The 16,302-nt window shown below is 39.0% G+C and carries 12 protein-coding genes; 4 read left to right on the plus strand and 8 right to left on the minus strand.

Annotated features, from left to right (window positions below):
* The 4 genes from ACR2MV_RS12100 to ACR2MV_RS12115 form a co-directional block, all read left to right on the plus strand.
* The coding region (locus tag ACR2MV_RS12100) for an adenylate/guanylate cyclase domain-containing protein (protein ID WP_434022178.1) at window positions 1-909 on the plus strand (909 nt) is incomplete at its 5' end.
* A 135-nt stretch (window positions 910-1,044) separates the two neighbouring features.
* Window positions 1,045-1,797: a head GIN domain-containing protein gene (locus tag ACR2MV_RS12105; RefSeq protein WP_434022179.1), complete on the plus strand. Its 753-nt coding sequence runs from the start codon at window positions 1,045-1,047 to the stop codon at window positions 1,795-1,797.
* A 166-nt stretch (window positions 1,798-1,963) separates the two neighbouring features.
* Window positions 1,964-3,478, plus strand: a complete 1,515-nt coding sequence (locus ACR2MV_RS12110; RefSeq protein WP_434022180.1) for a BCCT family transporter — start codon at window positions 1,964-1,966, stop codon at window positions 3,476-3,478.
* Window positions 3,479-3,759: 281 nt separating this feature from the next.
* Window positions 3,760-4,632, plus strand: coding sequence for an AraC family transcriptional regulator (locus ACR2MV_RS12115; protein WP_434022181.1), 873 nt, complete (start codon window positions 3,760-3,762; stop codon window positions 4,630-4,632).
* 169 nt (window positions 4,633-4,801) lie between these two features.
* Here ACR2MV_RS12115 and ACR2MV_RS12120 read toward each other — a convergent pair whose 3' ends face one another.
* The 8 genes from ACR2MV_RS12120 to ACR2MV_RS12155 all read right to left on the minus strand — a co-directional run bounded on the left by ACR2MV_RS12120 (window position 4,802) and on the right by ACR2MV_RS12155 (window position 16,261).
* On the minus strand, window positions 4,802-7,237 hold the full coding sequence (locus tag ACR2MV_RS12120) for a GH36-type glycosyl hydrolase domain-containing protein (protein ID WP_434022182.1): 2,436 nt from the start codon (window positions 7,235-7,237) through the stop codon (window positions 4,802-4,804).
* Between the two features lie 23 nt (window positions 7,238-7,260).
* The gene (locus ACR2MV_RS12125; protein WP_434022183.1) at window positions 7,261-8,874 is read right to left on the minus strand and encodes an MFS transporter; all 1,614 of its coding nucleotides are present in this window, start codon (window positions 8,872-8,874) and stop codon (window positions 7,261-7,263) included.
* Between the two features lie 168 nt (window positions 8,875-9,042).
* Window positions 9,043-9,954, minus strand: a complete 912-nt coding sequence (gene rbsK, locus ACR2MV_RS12130) for a ribokinase (RefSeq protein ID WP_434022184.1) — start codon at window positions 9,952-9,954, stop codon at window positions 9,043-9,045.
* Between the two features lie 7 nt (window positions 9,955-9,961).
* Window positions 9,962-10,966: a GRP family sugar transporter gene (locus ACR2MV_RS12135; protein ID WP_434022185.1), complete on the minus strand. Its 1,005-nt coding sequence runs from the start codon at window positions 10,964-10,966 to the stop codon at window positions 9,962-9,964.
* A gap of 69 nt (window positions 10,967-11,035) precedes the next feature.
* Entirely contained in the window at window positions 11,036-12,436 is a 1,401-nt protein-coding gene (locus ACR2MV_RS12140) for a CotH kinase family protein (protein WP_434022186.1), read from the minus strand.
* Window positions 12,437-12,448: 12 nt separating this feature from the next.
* Window positions 12,449-13,906, minus strand: coding sequence for a sugar porter family MFS transporter (locus ACR2MV_RS12145; RefSeq protein WP_434022187.1), 1,458 nt, complete (start codon window positions 13,904-13,906; stop codon window positions 12,449-12,451).
* A gap of 91 nt (window positions 13,907-13,997) precedes the next feature.
* Window positions 13,998-14,762 carry a glycoside hydrolase family 16 protein gene (locus ACR2MV_RS12150; RefSeq protein ID WP_434022188.1) on the minus strand — a complete coding sequence of 255 codons (765 nt, stop codon included), beginning with the start codon at window positions 14,760-14,762 and terminating at the stop codon, window positions 13,998-14,000.
* Window positions 14,763-14,833: 71 nt separating this feature from the next.
* On the minus strand, window positions 14,834-16,261 hold the full coding sequence (locus ACR2MV_RS12155; RefSeq protein ID WP_434022189.1) for an MFS transporter: 1,428 nt from the start codon (window positions 16,259-16,261) through the stop codon (window positions 14,834-14,836).
* Between the last annotated feature and the right edge of the window lie 41 nt (window positions 16,262-16,302).

Genomic DNA, 16,302 nt, shown 5'->3' on the forward strand with positions numbered 1-16,302 from the left:
CTTAAGGAAGCACAGGAAAGAGAAGAAGCCATCAAAAAAATTCATCAGGTAAGTCAAAAATTTGTGCCTACCGAATTTATTAAATCTTTGGGTAAAAACAGGCTGACTGAAGTGTCTTTGGGAGATCTCGCAGAAAAAGAGGTCACAGTGATGTTTGTCGATATTCGTGAATTTACCTCACTCTCAGAAGGACTAAGCCCCAAGGATAATTTCTTATTCATCAATTCCTTTAATAAAAGAATGGGGCCGGTAATTCGGAAAAATGAAGGATTTATCATGCAATACCTGGGCGACGGTTTTATGGCACTTTTCCCTGGAGGTTCTCAGGACGCCCTGAGAGCATCCGTAGAAATGCATGCGGCCTTGGATGATTATAATAAAATTCGAAAAACAAAGCAGCGAACTGCGGTTAAAGTAGGAATCGGTATGCAAAACGGAGACCTGATCATGGGAATCACAGGAGATATTGAACGCTTAGATGCTGCTATAATCTCTGATACGGTGAATACCGCCTCCAGAATAGAAGGGCTTTCCAAGCACTTCGGCACCTCCATACTCATGACAGGAAAATGCCTGAACAACTTAAAAGATCCTGATGAATTTGTTTTTAGATACCTGGGACCGGTACAGGTAATTGGCAAAAAAAAGCCCATAAAATTATATGAATGCATTAATGGAGATCCCAAAAAACTTTACAAGCATAAACTAAAAACACTCGGCACCTTTGATCGGGGCATGGAATTGTATTTCAATAAAGAATTCGCGATGTCGGCAGTTACCTTTCAACAAATTTTTAAACAAAACCCTGAAGATCTTACCGCCAAACTCTTTTTAAACAGAGCGGCCCACCTGATTACTCAGGAAATTGACGATGACTGGCAAGGTGTTCAATCTATGACAAAGAAATAAAACAGGAACATACCCGTCTCAACAAGGAATAGTTATTTTTTTTATTCAAAGTGTAACAATTTTGTTTTCCCTGTATCTTTATAGAAACCAATGACAAAAAATTGGAAGGAACATATAACAATAAATAACCATCTCATGAAAAAAACTTACCTCACACTTATCATTACTGTTGTTGCTTTTCTTGGATTCCAACATGCAGAAGCGCAGAAGAAGACATTTGACCTAAACTCTTTTGATGAAGTTATTATAAGCCCTCATATCGAAGTAATTTTCGAACAGGCCGACAAAGAATCTGTCGTTATTCAAGATATTGATGTCTCTATGGATAAATTGAACGTCGAAGTAAAGGGAAATACGCTGCACATTTACCTGGACGATGCAAAAGTATATACCAAATCAGAAAAGGTGGAGTATGACGATTACAAAGGCAAAGACGCTATATACAATGGTACCATTGTGTCAGCCAAAGTATATTATAAAAGTTTAGAAGAAGTTTCTTTAAGAGGCGAAGAGACGCATAAGTTCAAAAGCAATTTAAAAAGTGAAGAATTAACACTTAAAATTTATGGAGAATCAGAGGTATACCTGAGCGAAATTGAAGTCGATAAATTCTATGCCACCATGTATGGAGAGTCTTACCTTGAAGTAAAAGAAGGCTATGCAGCACGCCAAAGAATCATCTCTTATGGTGAAGGTGAGATCAATACTTTTGGTGTTAAAAACACCAGTGCAAAAGTAACGGCATACGGAGAAGGAAGAATCAAACTCAATGTTTCTGATGATTTAAAGGTCACTGCCTATGGAGAAGCTTCTATTCATTATAAAGGAAGCCCCATGGTCAACAGAGGTCTGGTCATTGGAGAGGCCACGATCCATCAGGTAAATTAAAAGAAATTCTTTTTAACCTAAGAAAAGTCGGTAAAACAGCTAATAGTCTGTTTTACCGACTTTTTTATTCCGATAGATTTACAGATGGAAAGCCTTCGGTCCTGAATAGCTCTGCTAAAAAAATGCTACTTTTAAAGGTCTTTTGAAAAAACTGATCTGAGCATTCATGAATAGTCCTAAAAACCAATTACAAACCTACAAGCTTCTGGGACTGTCTATTTTATCATTATTTTTATTTTCGCTTTGGATCATCAGCAATCCTTTAAATGCCATTACTCAGATTTCTAACCTGTCTGTATGGGTAAGAGAATATTTCGGTCAATTTTATCTGATTCTTGGTCTGGGCTGCGTCTTACTCTTAGTTATATTGGCCATGTTACCAGTGGGCAGACAGAAACTGGGCAAGAAGGATGATACACCTGAATACAACCTCTGGTCCTGGTCAGCCATGCTATTCAGTGCCGGTATGGGGGCAGGATTAATCTTACGAGCCGTTCAGGAACCGGTGTTCATGTTCAACAATCCACCCATACAAACTGCAGAAGATAATCAGACCCTGGCCCTGGAATACACCTTTTATCATTGGGGATTCACTCCCTGGGCCATGTATGGTCTGTTTGCCTTGATCATAGGTTTTTATATCTATGTGCATAAAGAACCTGTGCTTCTGAGTGCTCCTGTAAAACGCATTAATTCCAACAGCTACCTGCTGAAAGGAATAGATGTTTTGACTATTTTGGTCACTGTAATTGGTGTCATTGCTGCTGTAGCGCTTGGAGTCACACAAATTACAGGAGGTCTTAACCACCTTATACCCGAACTCGACTTTCAGTTAAAGGGAACTATAGGGATTCTATTGACAATAAGTGCCATTTCATTACTATCGGCAAGTTACGGCGTTAACAAAGGAATTAATGTCATCTCTAAAATTAACATACTCATTGCCTTATTTCTACTTTTGTTTGTTTTTTTACAAGGTGATATCTGGTTAATGATACAAAGATTCGCTTCCACCCTTTACCACTATTTCACCGATTTTATTTACCTGAGTCTTGCCATCGGTCAATATGATCCTGGCAAAGAATTCCTGAGTTCCTGGACCTATTTCTATTGGGCATTCTGGCTGTCCTGGGCGCCATTTACAGGTATCTTTATCGCTCGTATTTCAAGGGGAAGAACCATTCGGGAATTCGTAATTGCCATCCTGTTGATTCCCTCTCTTGGCACTTTTTTCTGGTTCACTGCTTTTGGGGAAAACGCTTTCCTGAGACTTGAACATTGGACCAATTACAACAATGAATTTGGCAATGTATTTACATCCATCTTTGTGTTTTTTGAGGTGTATCCTTTTCAGACTTTGATCAATTCACTGGTGGTATTGGTCTTGTTTACCTTTCTGATCACTTCCATGGACTCCGCCATCTATGTGCTTAGTATGTTTTCAGATGATGGCAACAGGAGCCCTTCAAAAAGGCATCGATATATCTGGGGCGTATTTCTACCTGTTTTTGGATGTTCGTTACTCCTCCTGGGTAACAAACTTGCCAATCTCGATTTATTGGGAGCTATGACCAAACTAATCGTCATCACCTCCCTACCCTATGCCTTTCTCACCATTGTTATCAGTTTGGTTTTTATCAAAAGTTTGATCAGCTCCAAAAACAGCAGTCAATTTAGATAGCAATTGAAGTTGCAAATTGACTTTTTAACTAAGCGCATTTTGTCATTAAATCTCAAATCATTGTTAAAAACTCTGATTTTTTCGGTTTTATCATAAGTTTTCAGATAAAAATCAATGATCTCAAAGGCAATAAATATTGCATTTAAGCATTAAAGAAAGAACTTTAACAGTGATTCTTGTTAATCTGTTGAAAAAAAAACGGGTAAATGAATGCCCTAAATTACAATTAATACTATATTGTCACTTGTTGATAGAATAAGACTATAAAGGAAGATTGAGTTATGAGGAGTAGCGTACACAGAGAGATTACACAGTTAAGCCCGGAGGATAGCTTTCTGGTTTATGAAAGAGTTAAAGATGATTTTGATTTCCCGATCCATTTTCATCCGGAATATGAGTTAAATTTTATTTCAAAAGGAAGTGGGGTTCGTAGAATTATTGGGGATCATACCAATGTCATTGATGATGTAGAACTTGTTTTGGTCGGGCCCAACCTGACACATGGCTGGGAGCTTAATAAATGCACCTGCAAAGAGATTTACGAAATTACCATCCATATTCAGCATGATCTTTTGAATGAAAAAATGTTATCCAGAAGGATCTTTAAGTGTATCCGAGATATGTTTAACAGGTCAAAACACGGCATCCTTTTTTCTCAGGAAATCACAACAAAGGTCCAGCCCAGATTAATGGCCTTGCCTAAACTTCATGGAATCAATTATTTCCTTGAATTTATTTCGATCCTGAATGAGCTGGCTACTTCTGAAGACCAGACCTTGCTGTCTACTCAGTTCTCTGAAATGAATGATTTCCAGAATAGTGAAAGCATCAAAAAGGTATACGAGTTTATACAGGAGAATTACCATCGAAAAATCGCCCTTGAGGAAATTTCACAGCTGGTCAATATGAGCCCGGTATCTTTTAATCGTTTTATTAAGAAACGAACCGGAAAAACCTTCATCAATTACGTCAATGACACCCGTATTAGCTATGCCAGCAGAGCGTTAATAGAAACTGAAAAGAGTATTGGTGAGATCAGTTTTCAATGCGGCTTTAATAATATTGCCAACTTTAATCGCATCTTTAAAAGATCCAAAGAATGCACGCCCAGCGAATTCCGAAAAGAATTTGTAGGCATGCAACGCGTATTATAATCCTTTAACAGAACAAAATTACCAGCTTCATAAAGGTGAGTTGGTCACTTGTGAAGGGATCAGAATCGAGGCCCTTTAGTTCGCATCAATGATTTCTGTCTGACTCAAAAAAGAAAACTCCTGAAAACGAATGCTTTCAGGAGTTTCTTTCAGTAAAAATCTCAATCTTTTATCCCATAATTATTTCGACTGTGTGATCTTTACCTGCTTCAAGAAGTGGAATTAAGTTGGAGTTTGAATGTTCTCCGTTTATGATGAGCTCCTTTACGCCTTTACTCACATGATCAGGATTTTTGATGATCAGTTGGTAGGTAGCTCCTCTAAATTTCCGTTGCATTTTAAAACCATCCCAGGCTTTAGGAATACATGGATCAACTCTCAAGCCGTCATATTCAGGTCTGACACCTAGAATGTATTGCGTGATAGCATAAAAGTTCCAGGAAGCGGTTCCTGACAACCAGGAATTCTTCGCTTCTCCTGGCTTGAATGCTTCTTTACCGGCAATCATCTGACAATATACATAAGGTTCCACCTTGTGCAATTCAGAAATATCTTCTAAAAAGCTCGGTGCAATTTTGGTATAATAATCATAGGCATTGTCTCCCCTTCCGATCATGGTTTCACCGATCATGATCCATGGGTTATTATGACAAAATATACCCCCGTTTTCTTTATATCCGGCTGGATACGTAGAAATTTCACCATATTCGATATGGTATTTTGTGAAGGCAGGATAATTCAAAACAACGCCGTATTCAGAATCGAGATGTTCCTTCACTGAATCCAATGATTTTTCTACCAATCCTTCTTCCTTTCCGATTTCAGCCATGGTACACCAGCCTTGTGATTCTATGAATATTTTCCCTTCTTCATTTTCATCAGAACCAATCTTCTTACCGTAATAGTCATAGGCTCTTAAATACCAATCACCATCCCAACCATGCTTTTTTACAGCTTCAATCATCGCATTCACATGCACTTCAGCTTCGGCTGCTTCCGCATCCTTCCCTATATATTTGCATAGATCGATATATTCTTTCCCATATACCACAAACAAGCCTGCGATCATGAGTGATTCTGCCGTATCTCCTTTTTTATTTCCTGTAGTTTGAAACGATTCATTCGGGTCGTCAGAAAAACAATTCAAATTCAGACAATCATTCCAATCTGCCCTTCCAATAAGAGGTAACTTATGTGGTCCTAAATTATTTACAACATGATAAAAGGAGGCTTTCAAATGCTCAAAATGAGGTTTGGCTCTGGCGCTATCATTATCGAAAGGCACTAATTCGTCCAACAAAGAAAAATCTCCTGTTTCCTTAATATATGCGGTTGTCGATAGAATCAACCAAAGTGGGTCATCATTAAAGTCTCCACCAATCGCAGAGTTTCCTTTTTTAGTGAGTGGCTGGTATTGATGATAACATGATCCGTCCTCAAACTGAGTGGAAGCAATATCAAAAATACGTTCTCTGGCTCTTTCTGGTATTTGATGCACAAAGCCGATCAAATCCTGATTCGAATCTCTAAAGCCCATTCCACGACCTATACCAGATTCAAAAAATGACGCTGAACGAGACATGTTAAAAGTTACCATACATTGGTATTGATTCCAGATATTCACCATTCGATCCAATCTGTCATCACCTGATTCTATTGATATCGTGCAGAGTAAATCATCCCAGTAAGTTCTTAATGCATCATAGGCTGCATCTACTTTAGCCACCGTATCAAACTTTTCGATCATGGCTTTGGCCGGATTCTTATTAATCACCGATTTGGATTCCCATTTGTCATCGGCATCCACTTCAACATATCCTAACATAAACACCAGGTCTTTTTGTTCTCCCGGCTGCAATTCTACCTCCAGATAGTGAGACGCTATCGGAGACCATCCATGGGCCACAGTATTGCCAGGTGTTCCTTTGTCAACTGTCTCTGGACTATCAAAGCCATTGTATAGACCAATAAATGATTCTCTATCGGTATCATAACCCTGGATCTCTTCATTCACTGAATAAAAAGCATAATGGTTACGTCTTTCCTTGAACTCCGTTTTATGATAGATGACACTATCTTCGATTTCTACCTCACCAGTATTAAAGTTTCGCTGAAAATTCGTCATGTCATCTTCGGCATTCCAAAGACACCACTCGATAAATGAAAACAATTTCAGTTTCTTGGTTTCATTGCTGTCATTCTTCAGGCTGACTTTCTGAATCTCACCCCAAAACCCTAAAGGAATAAACTGCAGTACTTCGGTACTTACTCCGTTTTTAGAGCCCTTGATCTTGGTATAGCTCATACCATGACGGCATTCATAGCTATCCAATTCTGTTTTGACAGGTTTCCATCCCGGTGACCAAACCGTATCTCCGTCCTTGATATAAAAATACTTGCCCCCATCATCAACGGGTACATTGTTGTACCTGTACCTGGTAAGACGTCTGAATTTGGCGTCTTTATAAAAGGTATATCCACCTCCTGTATTAGAAGTGAGTGAAAAGAAATCTTCATTACCCAGGTAGTTGATCCATGGGTATGGAGTTTTAGGGTTGGTAATTACATATTCCCTGTTCGCATCGTCAAAATGACCGTATTTCATTTGTGAAAAATTTAATAGCTGTTCTAGTTTGTACTTTCTTGTAATCTTCTGTTGTTTAACTCGGTAGTAACCTCGTCTAATTTTTTCTGATTTAAAGGATAAATCAGCATAAATGCCGCAGCAATCACCGTGATAATTGCCGGAACCCAGCTCATTAACATGATAATCCCAGGAATGGCTCCTTCAATGGATGTTGCATCTTGTCCGTCATAGGCATAGGCTCCCAATACCAATCCGATAATTGCACCTGCGATTCCTCCTCCAAACTTGGTGGCAAAAGAACCTGCAGAATAAATGAGCCCTGTCGCTCTTCGACCGTTTTTATATTCCGAATAGTCGGCAGCATCTCCCAGCATCACAAAGAAAAGTGTCGGGAAAATAGCTGAGGCAAATTCTGAGATGACTCCAACGGTAAACACTGCTTCCACATCTGAGGGACTTAAAAAATAGAAAAGAGAATTTATACCTCCTGAAAACAGTAAAGCGCCGATAAATAAGTTTCTCTTTCCAAAACGTTTTCCTAAAGGTGCCGTTATCATTGCCCCTGCCACAGATGCCAGCATGAGCGCAACCAGGAAGGAAGCTGCCAGTAATTGATTATTCAAATAATGTGTGAAATATATGATTACAATACCCTGCTTAATGGAATTATAAATATTGAATAAGAGTCCAATCACCAACAGTACCAACCAAGGTTTGTTTCGTACAAGATCTTTTAAATCTCTTTTTAAGTTATTCTTTTGTGTTTTTGGGGGCTGTACCCTCTCTTTGGTGGTATAGAATGTTATAAACATAAAGAGACTCAGAAATACAGACATAATATACATTGAATTACTATATCCTTTTTTCTGATCTATAAGTGATATACTTGCTATTTCTAAACCAGGCTCCCCGCTTACGATAAAGGCGTATTCTTTATTTGCTTCAATTGAAAAACTCTTGCTATGAGTCGGAATATTTTCGTCACTGTTCAGGCTGCTGTCATCCCATATAAAATCGGCAATTCCATTTTCAGTTTTTATGTTGACATTCTCTACATCTGATGGCGCTGATATGGTAACTCTAAACTTCTCCTCGGCCAATTGATCTATCGCGATTTCAGGATTCACATTCCCAAAATGGGCTACTAAAAACAAGAGGGCTCCCTGTACCAGCATTCCTCCTCCAAAAGCACCTACCATCCTGAACGAACCTAAACTTGTTCTTTCCTTATCATCACCTGTCATTACCGCCATCAAGGCTCCATAAGGAACATTATTCGCAGTATAGATCAAGGTAAAAAAGATATATGTGATATAGGCATAAATAATTTTCCCGGAATCACTAAGATCGGGTGATGTAAATAATAAAGATAAAATGATTCCCAAGGGTATAGCGGTCCATAAAATCCAAGGTCTGAATTTTCCGTATTTCGATTTGGTTCTGTCTCCAATAACACCCATCAGAACATCACTGATTCCATCACTAAATCTGGCGACAAGCATCAACACACCAACTGTAACCGGACTCAATCCAAAAACATCAGTGTAAAAAATAAATAAGAAGGTGGCTACTCCCCTCCAGGCTATATTGGCTGCTCCATCGCCAAGACCATAACCCAGCTTTTCCTTTAAGGATAACTTTGTTTCTACTGACATTTTTTTATACTTAATAATTGCAATCCAAAATTACATATCTATCAAGAAAAGAACTGATACTATTTTGTCATTTACGAATGTTTTTTTAGGAATTTTGAAGAAAACACAAACGATCACCTTCTCTAGAAAACGGTAACACACAAATGACACTTGTTTTAAACGCTTTGTTTACAAATACTTAAGGACCTCTTCTCTAAATGGAATGGAAGCCTGCGCTCCTAATCTACTCACGCCAATGGATGCTGCAATATTTGCAAATTTTAAGGCTGTGGACCAACTTTCTCCTTCTGCAAGACCTACGGCCAGAGCACCGTTGAAGATGTCTCCAGCTGCTGTTGTATCCTGCACATTTGTTTTAATGGCAGGCATCAAATAGGCATCAGCCGCATCTTTAAAGAACACCCCTTTTTCACCCATCGTGATCACCACATGTTTTACTCCCCAGCCTAAAAATTTCGCTGCCGCCCTTGAAGCGGAAGACTCGTCTACCACATCGACGCCCGTCAGCAGAAAGGCCTCTGTTTCATTGGGTGTGATCACATTAATTTTACCATAGACTTCTTTTGGAAGTTCGCAGGCCGGAGCAGGATTTAAAATTACTTTCTTATGTAATGAATGAGCAAGTTCGATGGCGTGAAGAACAGAAGGTAATGGCACTTCTAATTGAACCAGAAGAATTTCAGAGCCCCGTAATTCTTCTTTGATCGATGCAACATTCTCTTTCGTAAGGGCATTATTGGCACCCGGCGCGACGATAATAGAATTTTCACCTGACTCATTGAGCGTAATGGTAGCAACGCCGCTTGGATGTGATGTATCTTTGAATACATAATCTGTAAGCATGCCTTCTTTTTTAAACCCTTGTATAGCTGTATTGCCAAATGAATCATCTCCGACCCTGGTTACAAATACAACGTCGGCTCCAAGGCGACTTGCCGCAACGGCTTGATTGGCCCCTTTGCCACCTGCAAAAATATTGAAATCACTTCCCATAACCGTTTCTCCTGGTTTCGGAAAGGAAGAAGTTCTGATGACAAGGTCCGTATTACAGCTTCCAACAACAACTATTTTTTTCTTCATAATCAGACTATTTTAATCTTGCATATATGATCAGCACAAGACCTATTATAAAAAACAAAAACATAAAGTTAATAAGACGATTGGTTTTGGCATCGGCAGCTTTAAACTCTTTCCAGACAAAAACACCCCAAATAGCTGCAACCATAGTGGCACCCTGACCCAAGCCATAAGAGATCGCAAAACCGGCCTGTTCAGAGGCTAATAAACTAAATGACATACCAATTGCCCAAATAATACCACCTAACCATCCAATGCTGTGCAACTTAAGATTTCCAAGTCGAATGTAGTCTTTATAAGGCACCGCTTCCCCTTTAAAAGGTCTTGCCATTACTATAGAGTTCCACAGAAAATTGGATACTAAAATTCCTATCGAAAATACAAAAAAGGCACTGTAGGGTGTGAATTTACCCGGAGCTGGATTTGAGAAATCTGAAGAGATTGAATCCGCGACAAATCGAAAAAAGAAACCCATTAATAAACCGGCCACCAGGGAGAGTAGTATCCCTTTTGAAGAAACTTTTCCGTCGCTCTTATCAATATTTTTATATGCTTTTGCATCCAGAATTATGGCGACTACTACCAGAAAAACACCTACAAAAAGGTACATGGGATCACCAATCGGATATTTGATATAATTCAATATGACTCCTAAGACAAGCGCTAAACCAATTCCAATTGGAAAGGCCACGGCCATACCTGCTATGTCAATAGCGGCCACTAATAAAATATTGGCAAGATTAAAGATCACTCCTCCTAAAAAGGCGGCAAAAAAAGTATTTTGATCCGCTTGCATTAAATCTTCCAGAAACGGCCTGCCGGCGGTACCAAAACTTCCCAAAGTGAAACCTAAGACCAGGGCACAAATCAGAATTCCGATGACATAATCCCAGTAAAATAGTTGGAAGGGCCATTTTTTAGTTGCCAGTTTTTGGGTATTGGCCCATGAGCCCCAACAGAGCATGGTTATAAAAAGTAACACCACTGCTACTGCAAAAGAATTGATAATGACCATAATATGTTCGTTTAGGATTGTTCTCCTCTTCTTACAGCCTCTTGAAAATCAGTACTTTCATCAAGACTGTTACAACTGACTGATATGTACATCAAGCCAAGCCACTCTTTCAGACACCCACTCTTCCAGGTAAATTCTCTCTGCCGTATGTGAGGTCCCTACAAAATTATTGGGCCAGACATACTCTCCCAGGATATTCCAGATCGTAAAGTTCGTGTGGATTGCATCTGACTCATTCAATTTGGTTTCATAGGCCGCTGTTTTCCCCTTAATACTCTCTACAGACAATACATTGCCTCTTAATACATTCCATCGTTGCTTGAGTTCTTCTACAAAATAAGGATCTTCTAAAAGTCTGTACCACCAGAATGGAACCGACCAATAGTCTCCGGGACATCGTTCATTAAATTTATAGGCCCACACTTCCGTGCTCTCACCACTGCAGTAATCTGCGTTTCCGAAACCAAGATTAAAATCCCAAATAGGCCCCATCTTCAATTTGCCATTCTTGTCTTTATGCATATAGGTACTAATACGATAACCATCTACATTATTCGACAGTTCATTCAGAATAAAGAAATCCACAAAACTCGGAACATCAATAAAAGCTCTATATCCCACTTCAGGATCCTTAAAATTATCCGAAGCCAAGGCATTCTCAAATCCTTTTACATAAGAAGAAATATACTCTTTTTGCTGACTGGTGATATCTTCAGCATCGGGATATTCGTACAGGAAGTTAATATTGGCCTCTGAAAATTTCGGTTTGTGTTCTGATCTGAATGAATTTTGATGGTTATATCCATCTCCTAAATTCGATCCGGCAGTTTTGTCAATTTTAAGAATATATCCACCAGTAAGATCCTCTCCTGAATTTTCATCTATATTCAATTTCTTGATGTCTATTCTTTCTTTATCCCGCTTCAGCTTCTCCATAAAAACATAGACCCCCTTGAAAAAGGCATTTATTTTCAGTTCTACGAATTGAGTTCTACTGGCATATCTACCCATATCATTGGATATGTCATACATCAATTTATTCCGCATCAGACTTTTATCACTGTAAGGTCCATGAAGCACCCAATCTTCTTCGGCAGGCATTCCAAGCAGCGAAACATCTATATCTTCTCCATTGGCATCCCAGGTTTCCACACCATATGATTTTTTATCAAAATGCAAAGATGATGCTCCCCTTAGCTCAATACCAATATGACCCTCATGAACTACGTTGCCTTTTTCTGATATTTTAATGCTAGCCTTTACTTTTGGGTCATCAACGATGGGGCCTTGCGTGGTTATTTCTATAAAGGGTACGGCTTCATCCGAAACTTCCTCTTGTCCAGGCTCTTGTTGTCCCTGCTCTTGTTCCTCAAAATCATTGTCGTTACTACAACTTGACTGACTTAAAAAAACAAAGAGCATCAATGACAGAGCTAAGTATTTAATCAGCCTGCTCATTCTCTTTTTCATACTTAAAAGTTCTTAGCTTTTCCCCTTATTAAATATAGCTTCCATCTCTTCCAAAGTTTTTCCTTTGGTCTCTGGAATCCACTTCCAGGTGAAGAAAATAATGAAAATGATAAACGCTGAAAACAAAAAGTAGGGCAGGGAATTATTCCAGGTACCACCATCTGCCACCAATCTATTGGCATCACTTTCTACAATGATCGGAAAAGTTTGAGATACAAAATAATTAGCCAACCATTGCGCAGCTACAGCAATTGCCATGGCCGTACTTCTGATTCTATTCGGAAATATTTCAGCTAGTAATACCCAAACGATCGGTCCCATAGACATAGCGAAGGATCCTATAAACATTAAAATCCCAACCAAACAAATAATTCCTTCCGTACTGGAAATAGCTGGTAAACCGGCAGAGTTCACTGCTGAATAATCACTTAAGTAAAGGGTGAAACCCATGATAAGAAAACCGAGTAACATACCTACGCCACCAATAATTAACAATGGTTTTCTACCTAATTTATCGACAGTAAACATAGCGATAAACGTAAACAACAGGTTCACTGTTGCCAATAAAATTTGTTGTAATAATATATCTTCTTTTCCAAAACCAAGTGCCTGTTCGAAAATGTCAGCACCATAATACAGTACCGCATTAATACCAGTAAACTGTTGTAACACAGAAAGTACTGTTCCAATTATAACTATTGGAAACAAAGATTTTTGAAAAATTGAGGCCTTTTTTATGCTGCCTTCACTTACAATTGAATCCTTTATTTCTGCAAATTCTTTATCAGCAACGTCTTGTCCGTGAATAGCGACCAAGACTTCCTTCGCTTCTTCTTCTTTTCCTTTTATCATTAACCATCTCGGACTTTTTGGAACCATAAGGAGCAATAGCAAAAAGGCAAGTGCCGGCACCAATTCAGACCAGAACATATATCTCCATCCATAGTCAATGTTCTCTTGTTCAGTTAGCCCTGAACCAATAAAGTAAGTGGCAAGGAATACGACAAAAAATCCTATCACTACCGCCATTTGATAATATGTTACCAGGGTTCCTCTATTTTTAGCCGGGGCGATCTCTGCAATATACATGGGCGCATTCATAGAGGCCATACCAATGGCAATTCCTCCCAGTATTCTAAAAAACACCATGAGTCCCATAGATTCGGGCAACATAGATGGCAACCCGGATCCCCAGGCAGAAATTGCAAATAAAATCGCTGAAATAATCAAGGACTTTTTTCTACCAATTGATTTTGAAATCACACCTGCCGAAGCAGCACCTACAAGAGCTCCTAAGAGAGCACTACTTACAATAAAACCTTTTAACCATCCGGTTAACTCAAAATATTTCGAAAAGTAAAACTGTGTTCCATTGATCACACCTGTATCATATCCAAACAATAAACCTCCTAAGGTAATTACAATGGTTACGAAATAAATATTGATTCTTTTTGTACTAGTTTGTCCCATAATAAATAAGTGATTTTAAAAAATTTGCTCTGCAATATAGAAGTTATTTTTGATTAATAAGGCATCTTATTCAATCAGATTCCGATACAAATTATTGATAAACCCTCACATAATCTATTATGTATTCACTGGGTAAAGCGGAGTCATCTACCTCAGCACCGCCAAAATTTCCGCCAATGGCTAAATTAATCAGGATATAAAATGGTTGGTCAAACGGCCACACCTCAACCGTTTTATTCTCAGGAACAAAGCTGTAGAATAAGGCGTCATCAATGTAGAAATCCATTTTATCTTTGGTCCAGTCAACAGCAAAGATATGAAAGCCTTCTTCGATTCCTTCCACCTTATCTTTTCTTGTATTCTTAGAATTACCGTGACTGTCTGCGGTGTGCAAGGTTGTAAAAATAGTTTCCGGTTCTCTGCCCACATATTCAAGAATATCTATTTCTCCACTTAGTGGCCAACCTGCTTTGTCTATGTTAGATCCCAGCATCCAAAATGCAGGCCAAAGACCTTTTGCCGTCGCTAACTGAGCTCGAACCTCAATTCTACCGTATTGAAACTCCTTTTTACCTTTTGTATTGATTCTTGCAGAAGTATAAGTGTCGCCATCTTTTTTTGCAACGATCGTTAAATAACCATCTTTTACTTGCTGATTGGCCTCAGCATAGATCTGCTTCTCATTATTTCCCCAGCCACATAAATGAGGACAACCATCTCCCTGTATAATATTCCAATCCTCAGACTCAAGTTGATTCCCGTCAAAGTTTTCTTCCCATACCAACTTTCTTTCCTGTCCAACCGCCGAAATTACTACCAACAGTAGTGAGACTAACATGATTTTTCTGCACTTCATATCTATTGTGATTTTATACGCTAGTTATTAAATTATTTATCACCTTACATTCAACCAAAAAAGGGCCACCTCTATTGAGTTTCTGACACCGCTTCTTCATTGCGTTTATCAAGCTCACTTCGTATTTCAAGGGCTCTTTCTTCGGTCATATCATAGCCTCTCATAATGAATAGAGCGATTAAGGTCCCCAGAATAGGGAGACCAGAAAAAGAGAGTCTTAAGCCTGTGATCGCCCCCTCGGTCTGTGTTGCAGCATCAGCGTTAAAACCGATTACCGATAGAATGATTCCGCTTAATAAACCCGCAATGGCAAAGCCAAATTTTACCATCCACCAATATATGGCGCCAAATACCCCTTCTCTTCGTTGTCCTGAATTTAACTCATCAAGATCGATCACATCAGAGGTCATCGACATCATCAACGTAAAGAGGCTGCCAATACCAAAAGCAAAAAATGGTAAGGCAATTATAAACAGGTACGGTTTACCTGGAACGAATAAAAACCACAACAATAGATATCCTAAAATAGATATGCTTTGAGACAGCATAAAAGCTTTCTTTTTACCCAAGGCTTTTGACATTCTGGTGACAATCGGAATCACCAAAAATGTAGTTGCCAAAGCTCCTAAACTTCCGAAAAGTGTTGGCCAAATTCCTGCCGCATCTGCATCTCCGCTAAACAGGTAATAAACAATAATAAAAAAGGTAAACGCAGAAACAGTATAAAAAGAATTATACACCAGAAAAGTTGCAATACATAATTTTCTAAAAGGTTTGTTTTTATAGGCTTCAACAAACCCATCCACAAGGCCACCAAAACTGCTGCCAATATTTTTTAAGGTCATCGGTGGATAATCCTCCTCCAAAGTAGACTTACTCTTAATAAATATAGCGGGTACCATGGCAAAGATCATACAAAAAATAGCCACCCATACGGCCAGGGTGCGCGTTGCCACATCCGCTGATTCAAACCAGCCCTGATCATACATGATTACCCAAAACCAAGGAGCGATCACCCAGGCCCATTGCCCAATCCATTGAGCGACTGCCATGATATTGGTTCGCTCATGAAAGTCATTACTCATTTCATAACCCATGGCCACATAAGGCACACTAAAAATGGTCAGACCTAAATAGAAAACCAAGGACCAGATTAAAAAGTAGGTAAAATTATAATCTACACCATTCTCACGTTGCAACTGCCATAAAATAGAAAACGAAACTCCCATGATGATGGCACCGATCATTACATACTGTCTTCGCCTGCCCCATTTTGATTTTGTGTTATCTGATATAAAACCCATAATCGGGTCTGTAAGCGAATCAAATACCCTTGGTAAAAAGAAAATAACCCCCCACATCCAACCAGGGAAACCCAGGTCCTGTACTAATACTACCATGAAGATACCCATGGCCGCCGGGAACATTTGATTTGCGAGCATACCTATCCCGAAGGCAATTTTCTGACCCATTGGTACTTTACCAGTTTCTGTAGACATATTTATTTAGTTTTAATTGATACGTATGATTTGATTATCTC

It is taken from the genome of Lutimonas sp., from assembly GCF_051011215.1.
Classification (GTDB): Bacteria; Bacteroidota; Bacteroidia; order Flavobacteriales; family Flavobacteriaceae; genus Lutimonas.